We start from the raw sequence: 13,904 nt of genomic DNA, 5'->3' as shown, positions 1-13,904 counted from the left end.
GAGGGCACCATGTTGGATACCCAGAGCACGCCTTCAGGGCGCATCCGCAAGGTGGTCATTGCCGGTGGCGGTACGGCGGGTTGGCTGGCCGGCTGCGCGCTTGCGCACCAGTTCCGTGACCAACTGGAGATCACGCTGGTCGAGTCCGAGCAGATCGGCACGGTCGGTGTCGGTGAGTCCACTGTGCCGCCGATCCGCACCTTCCACCGCTTCCTGCAGATCGACGAGCAGGAGTTCCTGCGCGCGGTGGCCGGCACCTTCAAGCTGTCGATCTCGTTCGAGAACTGGCGCCTGCCGGGCGATCGCTTCTTCCATCCGTTCGGCACCATCGGCCATGGCACCTGGGCGGCCCCCTTCCATCACTTCTGGCTGGACAGCCTGCGCCGCGGCATGCCCTCGGACCTGGGCGACTTCTGCCTGGAGAGCATCGCCTCGCGTGGCGACCGCTTCTCGCTGCACACCCAGCCGCAGGCCAGCTATGCGTATCACTTCGATGCCGGGCTGTATGCGAGGTTCCTGCGCGGTAGGGCCGAGGCACACGGCCTGCGCCGGATCGAAGGCCGGATCGCCCAGGTCAGGCAGCACGCGCACGACGGGTCGGTGCAGGCGCTGGTGCTGGACGACGGCCAGGTGATCGAGGGCGATCTGTTCATCGACTGCACCGGCTTCCGCGGCCTGCTGATCGAGCAGGCACTGGGCACCGGCTACGAGGACTGGCACGAATGGCTGCCATGCGACCGGGCCGTGGCGGTGCAGACCGAAGCGGTGGCGCCGCCGGTACCCTATACCCGGGCGATCGCCCACGAGGCGGGGTGGCGCTGGCACATCGCGCTGCAGCACCGCGTTGGCTGCGGGCTGGTGTATGACAGCCGCCATCTGTCCGATGACGAGGCCGCCGCGAAACTGTTGCGCGATGCCGGGGCTCCACCCTTGCGCGATCCATGGAAGGTGCCGTTCCGCAGTGGACGCCGGCTGAAGGCCTGGAACAGGAACGTGGTGTCGCTCGGGCTGGCCAGCGGCTTCATCGAACCGCTGGAGTCGACCAGCATCCATCTGACAATCAGCGCGGTAGTGCGCCTGATCCAGCTGTTCCCGTTCGACGGCATCAGTGCGTCGCTGGTGCAGCTGTACAACGATGTCAGCCGCCAGGAAATGGAGCACGTGCGCGACTTCATCATCCTGCACTACCACGCCACGCAGCGCAGCGAACCGATGTGGAAGGCCTGTCGCGAGATGCGCGTGCCGGAATCGCTGCAGCAGCGGCTGCAGGCGTGGCGCGAGCGTGCACATGCGTGGCAGGACCCCGGCGAGCTGTTCCGTGTCGAATCCTGGACCAGCGTGCTGCTCGGGCAGGGCATCGCGCCCGGTCCTGCCCACCCGCTGGCGCGGGCCGTGAGTGATGTCGATCTGCGCACCTTGTTGAAGGGCATCCAACGGCCTGTGCAGCAGGCCGCCGCGCAGATGCCGGCGCAGGCGGAGTTCATCGCGCAGTACTGCAGGTCCGGCGTGGACGTGTGGCGTTCGACGGCAGCAAGCGCGTAGCAGGGTTTTGCGTTGCAGCACGCTTTTTCCGCTGCAGCTGGTTACAGTGCGGCAACACCGCTGGCGATGACGCGCGCGGTGGCAACGAGGGGGCCGGACACCACGCCCCCTTTTTGAGTCCACGGAATGTTAGCGCTACCTTTTTGTTGATCGGAGGCGGTTTCGATGGGTCTGGTTGCAGGGATCGATGCAGGGACGCAGAGCCTGAAGGTGCTGGTCTATGACCCGCGGAAGCAGGCGGTGGTGGCCTCGGCCAGCGCGCCGCTCGCGCTGGACAGCGGTGCCGATGGCAGCCGTGAACAGACGCCGGCCGACTGGGTGTCGGCTCTGCGCGACTGCTTTGCCCGGATCGATCCCTCGCTGCGCGCACGCATCGTCGCGCTGGCGGTATCGGGGCAGCAGCATGGGTTCGTGCCGGTCGATGATGCTGGCGAGGTACTGGCGCCGGCCAAGCTGTGGTGCGACACCAGCACCTCGGCCGAATGCATCCAGATCATGGACGCCGTGGGTGGGTTCCAACGGACCATCGCGCTGGCGGGCAATCCGATCCTGGCCGGCTACACGGCCTCCAAGCTGCCCTGGACCCGGACCCACCGTGCCGACGCCTATGCGCGGCTGGCGACCATCCTGCTGCCACACGACTACCTGAATTTCGTGTTGACCGGGCAGCGGTTCTGCGAGCTTGGCGATGCGTCCGGCACCGGCTGGCTGGACGTGCGCACACGCACATGGTCGCAGGAACTGCTGCGCGCAACCGATCCTGATCGTGATCTTGCTGCCTGCCTGCCGCCGATCGCTGCGCCCGATGCCCTGTTCGATATCGCGCCGAAGGCAGCCGCCGAGTTCGGGCTGCCGGCGGCCGTGAAGATTGCCGTGGGTGGCGGCGACAACATGATGGCGGCAATCGGCACCGGCTGCGTCACGGAAGGGCGGCTGGCGATGAGCCTGGGAACCTCCGGAACGCTGTTTGCCTATTCCGGCTCGCCAGTGATCGATCCGGACGGCGCGTGGGCGGCGTTCTGCTCGTCCACGGGGGGCTGGCTGCCGCTGATCTGCACCATGAACTGCACCGTGGCCACCGAACGCGTGGCCACCGCCTTCGGTTTCAGCAGCCGCGACGGTGACGCGCATCTTCGCGCAACGCCGCCGGGGGCAGGGGGCCTGGTGATGCTGCCGTTCCTCAATGGCGAACGTACCCCTGACCTGCCGCTCGGCAAGGGTGTGCTGGCTGGCCTGGATACCGCCAATTTCACCCCGGCGCATCTCTACCGCGCCGCCATGGAGGGCGCGACCTACAGCCTGAAGTACGGCTACGACGCCTTCGTCCGCGCGGGCATGCAGTTCGATCGCATCGTGCTCACCGGCGGTGGCAGCAACAGCGCTGCCTGGCGTCAGCTGGTGGCTGATGTGTTCGGCCTGCCGGTGGAGGTCCCGATGCAGGCCGAAGGCGCGGCGTTTGGTGCGGCACTGCAGGCGCTGTGGGCGCTCGCCCGGGCGCAGGGAGAGGCCACGTCGATCTGCGACATCACCGCGCGCCACGTCACCGTCGATCCCGCGCGCTCCGCACGCCCGGATCCGGACCACAGCGATGCCTATGCACGGGCCTACGCACGCTTCCTCAGCCATCTTGATGCCATCACGCCACTGCAGCGCGGCTGATGGCTCCTCCACGACACCCCCTACAACGACAGGAGCACGCACCATGAGCACGCAGCCCTTCATCGGCGCCAAGGAATACTTCCCCGGCGTCGGCCGCATTCCGTTCGAGGGCAAGGGCTCGGACAACCCGCTTGCCTTCAAGGTCTACGATGCCAACCGGGTCATCGGTGGCAAGACCATGCAGGAGCATCTGCGCTTCGCCGTGTGCTACTGGCACACCTTCTGCAATGCCGGGCACGATCCGTTCGGCCCGGGCACCCGCCAGTTCCCGTGGGAGGCCGCCTCGCCACTGGCCACGGCCGAAGCAAAGGTGGACGCGGCGTTCGAGTTCTTCACCAAGCTGGGCGTGCCGTACTGGTGCTTCCACGATATCGACCTGGCGCCGGATGCCGACGACATCGGCCAGTACCAGAAGAACCTCTCGCATATGGTGGGCCTGGCCAAGGCACGCCAGGAGGCCACCGGCGTCAAGCTGCTGTGGGGCACGGCCAACCTGTTCTCGCACCCGCGCTACATGAACGGTGCATCGACCAATCCCGACTTCGCGGTGGTCGCGCGTGCAGCCGTGCAGGTCAAGGCCGCCCTCGAGGCCACGGTCGAACTCGGTGGCGAGCACTACGTGTTCTGGGGCGGGCGCGAAGGCTATGCGTCGCTGGCCAATACCCAGATGAAGCGGGAGATCGAGCATTTCGCACGTTTCCTGACCATGGCACGCGACTATGGCCGCAGCATCGGGCTGAAGGGCAACTTCCTGATCGAGCCCAAGCCGATGGAGCCGATGAAGCACCAGTACGACTTCGACAGTGCCACGGTGGTGGGCTTCCTGAAGGAACACGGGCTGGACAAGGACTTCAAGCTCAACATCGAGGCCAACCACGCCACGTTGTCCGGCCATACCTTCGAGCACGACCTGCAGGTCGCGTCCGATCATGGCCTGCTCGGCAGCATCGATGCCAATCGCGGCAACGCCCAGAACGGCTGGGACACCGACCAGTTCCCCAGCGATCTGTACGACACCGTGGGCGCAATGCTGGTCGTGCTGCGCCAGGGCGGGCTGGAGGGCGGGTTGAACTTCGATGCGAAGGTGCGCCGTGAGTCGACCGACCTGGAGGATCTGTTCATTGCCCATATCGGCGGCATGGACGCCTTCGCACGCGGGCTGGAGGTTGCCCATGCACTGCTGACCGAGTCGCCGTGGGAACAATGGCGTGCGCAGCGCTACGCCAGCTTCGATTCCGGCGCCGGCCAGGATTTCGAGCGTGGCACGCTCAGCCTGCCGGACCTTGCGGCACTGGCCGCCCGCCTCGGCGAACCGCGCCAGGCCAGCGGCAAGCAGGAGCGTTACGAAAACCTGCTCAACCAGTACCTGCTGCGCTGAGCGCGGCCACGGTGCACTCAAGGGGATGGGGATGAACCAGGCAGCGGGCAGCGGTGAGAACACGCGGCTGATCGTACTGATCAGCGTGGTGGCGACGATTGGCGGTTTTCTGTTCGGCTTCGACAGCGGCGTGATCAACGGTACCCAGGATGGCCTGCACCAGGCGTTCCGGTCCGGTGAATGGATGCAGGGGTTCGAGATCGCGTCGATGCTGCTGGGCTGTGCGGTGGGCGCGTTCAGTGCAGGCCGGCTGGCCGATCGCCTGGGCCGCCGCAACGTGCTGATCCTGTCGGCAGTGATGTTCCTGCTGTCGGCACTCGGTGCCGGGGCGGCGGTCTCGTCGGCCTGGTTCATTGCCGCGCGGGTGGTGGGTGGATTCGCGGTCGGCGCGGCCAGCGTGATCTCGCCGGCCTACATTGCGGAGGTCGCTCCGGCCCGCTATCGCGGCCGCCTGGCTACGGTGCAGCAGATCGCGATCATCACCGGCCTCACCGCCGCGTTCCTGTCCAACTACCTGCTGGCGGCCGCAGCGGGCGCGTCGACCGAACCGCTGTGGGGCGGGCAGGCCGCCTGGCGCTGGATGTTCTGGATGCAGGCCGCGCCATCACTGGTGTTCCTGCTGCTGTTGCTGACCATTCCGGAGAGCCCGCGCTACCTGGTGGTGAAACGGCGCAAGGACGACGCCCTGCGGGTACTGACCCGGCTGCTGGGCAGCGACAAGGCCAGGGCCACGCTCGAGGAGATCGATGCCTCGCTGTCCAACGACCATCATCGCCCGCGACTGTCGGACCTGAAGAGCACGCTGACCGGGCGGATCCGCCCGATCGTGTGGGTCGGCGTCGGGCTGGCCTGCTTCCAGCAGCTGGTCGGCATCAACGTGGTGTTCTATTACGGCGCCGTGCTGTGGCAGGCGGTCGGCTTTTCCGAGAACGACGCGCTGCTGATCAACGTGCTGTCCGGCGCACTGAGCATCGGCGCCTGCGTGGTCACCGTGCTGCTGATTGACCGTATCGGCCGCAAGCCCCTGCTGTGGTTCGGCTCGGCCGGGATGTCGCTGTCGCTTGCACTGGTGGTGATGGCGTTTGCCAGCGGTTCGCTGGCCGACGGGCATCTGCAGCTGCCCGGCCGCATGGGCACGCTGGCGCTGGTGGCGGCCAATGCCTACGTCGTGTTCTTCAATCTGTCCTGGGGGCCGGTGATGTGGGTGATGCTGGGCGAGATGTTCCCGAACCAGATCCGGGGTTCGGCACTGGCGGTCGCCGGCGCGGCGCAGTGGACCTCCAACTTCGTGGTCACGGTGACGTTCCCGATGCTGCTGGCCGCGGCAGGGCTGGCGGCCACCTACGGCATCTACCTGGTGGCGGCGATCATCTCGGTGGTTTTCGTGGTCCGGCATGTGCACGAGACCAAGGGCAAGGAACTGGAGCAGATGGAAGGATGAGCGCCATGACATCGCAGACCTCCTTATCCCGCAGCGGCACGCTGCTCGCGGTAGTGATGCTGGGATTGCTCGGTTGCCACGGGCAGGACCGGCCCGCCGCCACTGCGGGAACCGCCAGCGACCCGTGGCCGCAGGTCACCTGGCCACTGGCCGCGGATCCTGCGCTGGAGAAGCGGATCACCGACCTGATGGCCGGCATGACGGTGGAGGAAAAGGTCGGCCAGCTGGTGCAGGGCGACATCGCCAGCGTCACCCCCGACGACGTGCGCCGCTACCGCCTCGGCTCGATCCTGGCCGGAGGCAACTCCGATCCCGGCGGCCGCTATGACGCCTCGCCGGCCGAATGGCTGGCGCTGGCCGACGCGTTCTACGACGCCTCCATGGATACGTCCAAAGGCGGCAAGCCCATCCCTCTGCTGTTCGGCATCGATGCCGTGCACGGGCAGAGCAACATCATGGGTGCCACGTTGTTCCCGCACAACATCGGGCTGGGCGCCACGCGCAATCCGGAGCTGCTGCGGCAGATCGGTGGCATCACCGCGCTGGAGACCCGCGTCACCGGCATGGAGTGGACGTTCGCGCCGACCGTTGCGGTACCCCAGGATGATCGCTGGGGACGCACCTACGAAGGCTACTCCGAATCGCCGGAGGTGGTGGCCAGCTATGCCGCCGCCATGGTGGAGGGATTGCAGGGCAGGGTGGGAACGCCGGAGTTCCTCGATGGCCGCCATGTGATCGCCTCGGTGAAGCACTTCCTCGGTGATGGCGGCACCACCGACGGCAAGGACCAGGGCGACACCCGCATCAGCGAGTCAGATCTGGTGTGCATCCACGCCGCCGGATATCCGCCGGCAATCGCCGCCGGCGCGCAGACCGCGATGGCGTCGTTCAACAGTGTCAACGGCGAAAAGATGCATGGGCACCGGCATTACCTCACCGATGTGCTCAAGGGCCGCATGAACTTCGGTGGCTTCGTGGTGGGTGACTGGAATGGTCATGGACAGGTCAAGGGCTGCACCACCACAGACTGCCCGGCCACGATCAACGCAGGCCTGGACATGGCGATGGCCTCGGACAGCTGGAAGGGGTTCTACGAGACGACGCTGGCTGCGGTGAAGGATGGGCGGATCACGCCGCAACGCCTGGACGATGCGGTGCGCCGGATCCTGCGGGTCAAGTTCCGCCTTGGGCTGTTCGAGGCCGGCAGGCCATCCACGCGGGCCGTCGGCGGGCAGTTCGCACTGATCGGCGCGCCGGCACATCGCGCGGTTGCCCGGCAGGCCGTGCGCGAATCGCTGGTCCTGCTGAAGAACCAGAACGGCCTCCTGCCGCTGTCGCCGAAGCAGCGGATCCTCGTGGCCGGCGACGGTGCCGACGATGTCGGCAAGCAGGCCGGCGGCTGGACGCTCAACTGGCAGGGCACCGGCACCACCCGCAAGGACTTCCCCAATGCGGACACGATCTACGAGGGCATCGCGCGCCAGGCCAGCGCGGCGGGTGGTGAAGCCGTGCTTTCCGTCGACGGTCGCTATGCAGTGAAGCCCGATGTGGCGGTGGTGGTGTTTGGCGAGGACCCCTATGCCGAGTTCCAGGGAGACCGGCCGACGCTGGCCTACAAGCCCGGCAACGAAACGGACCTGGCGCTGCTCAAGCGGCTCAAGGCCGATGGCATACCGGTTGTCGCGGTCTTCCTGAGCGGGCGGCCACTTTGGGTGAACCGGGAAATCAATGCCGCCGATGCCTTCGTGGCTGCATGGCTGCCGGGCTCGGAAGGCGCCGGAATTGCCGACGTACTGCTGCGCGGAAGCGATGGCCGCGTGCAGCACGATTTCAAGGGCAAGCTCAGTTTCAGCTGGCCGCGCACCGCCACCCAGTACGCCAACAACGTCGGCCAGAAGGACTACGATCCGTTGTTTGCGTTCGGCTTCGGCCTGACCTACGCCGACAACGGCGACCTGGCCGCGCTGCCGGAGGCATCGGGCGTGACCGGCAACGAAGGCGCGACCGGCGTCTTCTTCGCGCGTGGTGACGCAGGCCCTGGCATGGCACTGCGGCTCGAGGATGCCGCTGGCCAGGGCCTGACCGTGACCCGCGTACCGGACGCATTGCCCGATGACCGGCTGAAGATCACCGGCGTGGATCATCTGGCGCAGGAGGATGGGCGACGCCTGGCCTGGTCGGGCAAGGGCGAGGCCGTCGCTGCACTGCAGTCGCACACGGCGCTGGACCTGCAGCGCGAATCCAACGGCGACCTGATGCTGCTGACCACGCTACGGGTGGACGCAGCCCCGAAGGGTGAGGCGTGGCTGTCGGTGGGCTGCAGTGCGGGCTGCTCGGCGCGCGTCGCCATCGGGCCGGCGTTGGCGGCGCTTCCACAGGGCCAGTGGAAGCGTGTCGGCGTGCCGCTGAAGTGCCTGGCCAGGGCGGGTGCAAGGATGGACGCGATCGACCGACCGTGGTCGGTGGTGACGGGCGATGCGATGACGATCTCGGTGTCACGCGTCGCGCTGGGTGCGCTGAACGAAGCCGAGGTCACCCTCGGATGCGGAGCATGATGCCTGCGCTACCGCCGCCGGGGCGGCGCGGCGACCGAATCGCGTGCGATCAGCCGATGCGGCATCACATGATCGCGCAGCACCGTTGCGTCCGCCGCCGGACGGCGGATGGTGCGCAGCAGGATGTCGACGGCCGCGTTGGCCATCGAGGCGATGGGCTGGTGGATCGTGGTCAGTTCCGGCCACACGGTGGTGGCGGCCGAGGTGTCATCGAAACCCACGACCGACAGGTCGCGCGGCACTTCCAGCCCGCGCCGGTGCGCGACGGAGATGGCGGCAGCGCCCATGTCGTCGTTGCTGGCGAAAATCGCGGTCGGTGGGCGGCGTTGGGACAACAGCATTTCGGCGGCAGCCAGGCCGGACCGGTAGGTGTAGTCACCGTGCTGGACCAGGCCAGGCTCCACCGCCAGCCCGGCCTCGCGCAGGGCGGTGACGAAGCCGTCGTAGCGGAGCGCACTTGCGCTCAGGTCATCGCGCCCACGGATGAAACCGATGCGGGTGTGTCCCTGCCGGAGCAGGTGATCGGTCATCTCCTTGCCGGCACTGAAATCGTCGATGCGGACGCAGGACAGGGCCTCGCTCAGGCGACCCGATGCGATGGCCACCACTGGAATGCCAGCCTTGACCAGTTCGCTTACGGCGGCCTGCGATTCGCACAGGGGCGGCGGCAGGATCACCCCGTCGACGCGTCCGGCGAGCGCACGCGCCGCCTTGCGTTCGGATTCGGCATCCAGCTTGTCCCAGTAGTCGATGACCAGCTGGATGGCGGAACTGGAGGCGACGCGCAGCAGGCCCACCAGCAGTTCGCGCAGGTAGGCGCCGCTGGGGTTGGTGTAGATCAGCGCAATGCGCGTGTGCTGTGCAGCGGCCAGCGAACTGGCGGCAAGATTGGGCGTATAGCCCAGCTCGCGCACAGCGCGCAGCACGCGCTCGCGGGTGACATCACGCACCCTGCCCTGGTTGATCACCCGCGACACGGTCATCGGCGAAACGCCGGCAAGGGCCGCAACCTCGTCGATCGTCACGCCTGCGGTTCTGCGGCGAACCGATTTCTTCGGCTTGTCCAATGCACGATCCCTTTGTTCTTGGTGGCGCTGCCGCGCGGGTGCGAGGGACGATGATGCGCTGCCCCGGGCCCGAACGTAGTTTACAAAGGCGCATGTTAACGCCGTTGTTGCGTGCTGTCGGCACGCGCCTGTGCGCCGTGCTCGCACTGCTGGCCTGTGCTGGCGGGGCACGGGCGGAGGATGGCTACAGGCTGTGGATGCGCTACCAGCCGGTTGCCACAACGGTCGCTGCCGTCTACCGGCGGCAGCTGGCCGAAGTGGTGGCCCCGGATGGCACGCCGATGCAGCGCGCCACCCGCGACGAGCTTGCGCGGAGCCTTTCTGGATTGCTGGGAACGGCCCCACCAATGCGAACGGCAATCACTACTGACCATGCCCTGGTGCTGGGTACGCCGCAGTCTTCGGCGCTGGTTGCCGCGTTCGGCAACGAGATCGCCACGTTGGGCGACGAGGGCTTCCTGATCCGGCAGGTCCGGACCGGGGGGCGCGATGTGCTGCTGGTGGCGGCACGCCGGGATGTCGGCGTGCTGTATGGCATGTTCCACCTGCTGCGCCTGTTGCAGCGTGGCATGCCGCTGCAGGGGCTGGACGTGCGGGAGTCGCCGCGGGTCGCACTGCGCGTGCTCGACCATTGGGACAACCTGGACCGCTACGTCGAGCGTGGCTATGCGGGCAGCTCGCTATGGGACTGGCAGACGTTGCCGCAATGGCATGACCCGCGCTACACCGACTACGCCCGTGCCAACGCTTCGCTCGGCATCAACGGCACCGTCCTCAACAACGTCAACGCCAGTGCGCTGAGCCTGTCGCCGGCCTATCTGGCCAAAGCCGCCGCGCTGGCCGACCTGTTCCGCCCCTATGGCATCCGGGTCTACCTGAGCGCGCGCTTCAGTGCGCCCATCGAGCTCGGCGGCCTGGCAACGGCCGATCCCCTGGATCCGGCTGTGCGGCGCTGGTGGCGCGACAAGGTCGATGAGATCCATGCGCGCATTCCGGATTTCGGCGGCTTCCTGGTCAAGGCGAACTCGGAGGGGCAACCCGGCCCGCAGGATTACGGTCGTTCCCATGCCGACGGCGCCAACCTGCTGGCCGACGCGCTGGCGCCCTACAACGGCGTGGTGATGTGGCGGGCCTTCGTGTATTCGCACGAGGTTCCCGAAGATCGCGCCAAGCAGGCGTACAGCGAGTTTGTCGGGCTGGACGGTGCCTTCCGCCCCAACGTGATCGTGCAGGTGAAGAACGGCCCCATCGACTTCCAGCCGCGCGAGCCGTTCCATCCGCTGTTCGGCGCGATGCCACGCACGCCGCTGATGATGGAACTGCAGATCACCAAGGAATACCTGGGTTTTGCGACGCACCTGGTCTACCTGGGAACGCTCTACGAGGAAGTGCTGCAGGCCGACACCCATGCCCGCGGCGAGGGCTCCACGGTTGCCCGCGTGATCGATGGCTCGCTGGAGGGCCACGCACTGACCGGTATTGCCGGCGTCGCCAACATCGGCGTGGACCGCACCTGGAGTGGCTCGCACTTCGACCAGGCCAACTGGTACGCCTTCGGCCGGCTGGCCTGGAACCCGCAGCAATCCGCGCGCGCGATTGCCGAAGACTGGGCAGCGTTGACGTTCTCGCCCGACCCGCAGGTGACCGGCCCGATCGTGCGGATGATGATGGACTCGCGCGAGGCGGCAGTGGATTACATGACGCCGCTGGGCCTGCACCACCTGATGGCACGCGGCCATCACTACGGCCCCGGCCCCTGGGTGGACGGAGGCCCACGTGCGGACTGGACGTCGGTGTACTACCACCGCGCAGACAGCCAGGGCATCGGTTTTGACCGCAGCGCCGGCGGAAGCAACGCCGTGGGCCAGTACGCCCCGCAGGTCGCCGAGGTCTATGGCGACCCCGAGCGGGTGCCCGAGTCGCTGCTGCTGTGGTTCCATCATGTGCCGTGGGACCGCCGCATGCGCTCGGGGAGGACGCTCTGGGACGAACTGGTCGGGCGCTATTCGCGCGGCGTGCGCCAGGTGCAGTCGATGCAGGCGACCTGGGCCGGCCTGCGCGACCGGATCGATCCGCAGCGGCATCGGCACGTCGCGGCGTTCCTGCAGATCCAGCACGACGAAGCGCAATGGTGGCGTGACGCCAGCGTGGCGTACTTCCAGTCGCTCAGTGGCCGCCCGCTGCCCGCGGGCGAACAGCCACCGCCGCATCCGTTGTCGTACTACCAGGCCTTGCAGTTTCCGTCCGCACCGGGGGATGGCCGATGAGCAGGTTCGGAGCGGTCGGGTGTGCGCTGTTGATGATGGCTGTGGCAGTGGTGGCGATGCCGGCCGCGGCGCGGGAAACGACGGGATTGCTGCATCCGCTGTTCAGCGATCACGCCGTCCTGCAGCGTGACCGGCCCATTGTGGTCTGGGGGCACGCAGGCCCTGGGCAGCCGGTTTCCGTGACGTTTGCCGGGCAGGCGGTAAGCACCCGGGCGGACGCCGCAGGCGGCTGGCAGGCAACGCTGCCCCCGGTGGCCGCAGGCGGTCCGCACACGCTGGAAGTAAACGCCGGGACACGTCGGGAGATGGCGCGCGACGTGCTGGTCGGCGACGTGTGGCTGTGCTCGGGACAGTCGAACATGGAACTGCCGGTGTGGCGCTCGCTCAACGCAGCCAGCGAGATTGCCGCAGCCACGATGCCACGGATCCGGCTGTTCACCGCGCCGCAGTACGCCGCCGCGCAGGCACAGGAGAGCTTCAACGACAGCACTGCCTGGACATCGGCAACGCCTGATACGGTGCGCAATTTCTCCGCCACCTGCTTCTACTTCGCGCGCGAACTGCAGCGCACGGTCGACGTGCCGATGGGGCTGATCGAGGCAGCGTGGGGTGGCTCGCGGATCGAGGCCTGGACCAGCGTTGGTGCGCTGCGCGGGCAGGGCGGCCTGGATGAGGCCCTCGATATCCTCGCGCGGTCTGCGCGTGATCCGCTGGAGGCACGCGCAGCCTGGGGCCGCTACTGGCAGCACTGGTGGGCCATGCGTGAAGGCGCGCTGCCCGGCGACGTACCTTGGCGCGCAGACACCGATGACGGCGGCTGGTCACGCGCACCGGCCGCGCTGGGGGCGTGGGAGCGGTGGAACGTGCCCGCGCTTGCCGATTACAACGGTATGGTCTGGTATCGCACGCAGGTGGTGCTGAGCGCTGAACAGGCTGCACGCGGCGCGACCCTGGAGCTGGCATCGGCCGACGAGGCGGACGTGACTTGGGTGAACGGCGTCTCCGTGGGCAGCCAGTACGGCACCGGCGAGAGGCGCTACCCGTTGCCCAGCGGCCTGCTGAAGGCAGGGTCCAACAGCATTGCGGTCAACGTGCTCGACACCTACGGTGAAGGCGGCCTGACTGGCCCCGCCACGGCATACGGCCTGCAGTTCGACAACGGTGAGCGGGTGGCACTGCAGGGTCCTTGGAAGTACCGGGTGGCGCCGGGCCAACAGGCGCCGCCATTTGCCCCCTGGCAGGCCGCCACCGGGTTGTCGACGCTGTACAACGGAATGATCGCACCACTCGGCGCTTTCGGGCTGCGCGGCATGCTGTGGTACCAGGGTGAATCGAACACCGGTGATGGTGCGGCATACGCTGCGCGGTTGCGTGCGCTGCGCGAGGATTGGCGGCGTCAGTTCGGTGCGCGCATGCCACTGCTGCTCGTGCAGCTGGCCAGCTATGGCCCGCCACCGGTTGCGCCCGCCGACAGCGGTTGGGCGCAGGTGCGCGAGGCGCAGCAGCGCGTCGCAGCCGAGGATGCGCAGAGCGGGCTCGCCATCGCTATCGACATCGGCGATGCCTACGACATCCACCCGCCGAACAAGCAGGAGCTCGGGCGCCGCCTGGCGCGCGTGGCCCGCCACGTGGTGTACGGCGAGCAGGATCTGGCACCGTCAGGTCCGCGGGCGGTCACGGCCGTGCGGACGCCCACGGCCGTGGCCATTGCGTTCGAGGATGTCGAAGGCGCGCTCACCGCAAGCGGTTCGCTGCGTCCGATCGGCTTTGAACTGTGCGAGGCCAAGGACCATGCGCGCCACTGCGAGTACGCCGACGCCGAACTGGATGCGCGCCGGATCCTGCTGCGAGGCCCGCTGTCCACGCGCGCAACGCATGTCCGCTACTGCTGGGCCGATGGCCCGGTGTGCACGCTGCGCGATCGCAGCGGGGCGCCGGCCGGCCCGTTCGAACTTCCCATTGCCGAAGCCGAGGCCCGACGATGATGACGTTGTC

8 protein-coding genes are annotated in these 13,904 nt (G+C 67.8%); 7 read left to right on the top strand and 1 reads right to left on the bottom strand.

What is annotated here, in order from left to right:
• Window positions 1–9: 9 nt before the first annotated feature.
• The 5 genes from PEM_RS08610 to PEM_RS08590 all read left to right on the top strand — a co-directional run bounded on the left by PEM_RS08610 (window position 10) and on the right by PEM_RS08590 (window position 8,575).
• Window positions 10–1,542, top strand: coding sequence for a tryptophan halogenase family protein (locus tag PEM_RS08610; protein WP_005416603.1), 1,533 nt, complete (start codon window positions 10–12; stop codon window positions 1,540–1,542).
• Between the two features lie 165 nt (window positions 1,543–1,707).
• Window positions 1,708–3,201 (top strand): xylulokinase, encoded by a 1,494-nt coding sequence (gene xylB / locus PEM_RS08605; RefSeq protein WP_111128084.1) that lies wholly within the window; start codon window positions 1,708–1,710, stop codon window positions 3,199–3,201.
• Between the two features lie 43 nt (window positions 3,202–3,244).
• Window positions 3,245–4,579 (top strand): xylose isomerase, encoded by a 1,335-nt coding sequence (gene xylA / locus PEM_RS08600; RefSeq protein ID WP_111128083.1) that lies wholly within the window; start codon window positions 3,245–3,247, stop codon window positions 4,577–4,579.
• Between the two features lie 31 nt (window positions 4,580–4,610).
• A complete protein-coding gene (locus tag PEM_RS08595; RefSeq protein ID WP_111128081.1) occupies window positions 4,611–6,020 on the top strand; it encodes a sugar porter family MFS transporter in 1,410 nt (469 codons plus the stop codon).
• Window positions 6,017–8,575 carry an exo 1,3/1,4-beta-D-glucan glucohydrolase gene (locus PEM_RS08590; protein WP_119706094.1) on the top strand — a complete coding sequence of 853 codons (2,559 nt, stop codon included), beginning with the start codon at window positions 6,017–6,019 and terminating at the stop codon, window positions 8,573–8,575. Before PEM_RS08595 ends, PEM_RS08590 begins: the two co-directional genes overlap by 4 nt.
• An 8-nt stretch (window positions 8,576–8,583) precedes the next feature.
• Here PEM_RS08590 and PEM_RS08585 read toward each other — a convergent pair whose 3' ends face one another.
• On the bottom strand, window positions 8,584–9,642 hold the full coding sequence (locus tag PEM_RS08585) for a LacI family DNA-binding transcriptional regulator (RefSeq protein WP_162911585.1): 1,059 nt from the start codon (window positions 9,640–9,642) through the stop codon (window positions 8,584–8,586).
• 92 nt (window positions 9,643–9,734) lie between these two features.
• On the opposite strand from PEM_RS08585, the gene PEM_RS08580 reads away from it, so the two are divergent.
• Window positions 9,735–11,909, top strand: coding sequence for an alpha-glucuronidase family glycosyl hydrolase (locus PEM_RS08580; protein WP_240431604.1), 2,175 nt, complete (start codon window positions 9,735–9,737; stop codon window positions 11,907–11,909).
• A gap of 32 nt (window positions 11,910–11,941) precedes the next feature.
• Window positions 11,942–13,894, top strand: a complete 1,953-nt coding sequence (locus PEM_RS08575; protein WP_111128078.1) for a sialate O-acetylesterase — start codon at window positions 11,942–11,944, stop codon at window positions 13,892–13,894.
• The last annotated feature ends 10 nt before the right edge of the window (window positions 13,895–13,904 follow it).

This window comes from Stenotrophomonas sp. Pemsol (assembly GCF_003586545.1).
In the GTDB taxonomy this organism is placed as follows: domain Bacteria; phylum Pseudomonadota; class Gammaproteobacteria; order Xanthomonadales; family Xanthomonadaceae; genus Stenotrophomonas; species Stenotrophomonas sepilia.
The sequence above is the reverse complement of the archived record's forward strand: the minus strand, read 5'-3'. Positions and strand labels throughout refer to the sequence as shown.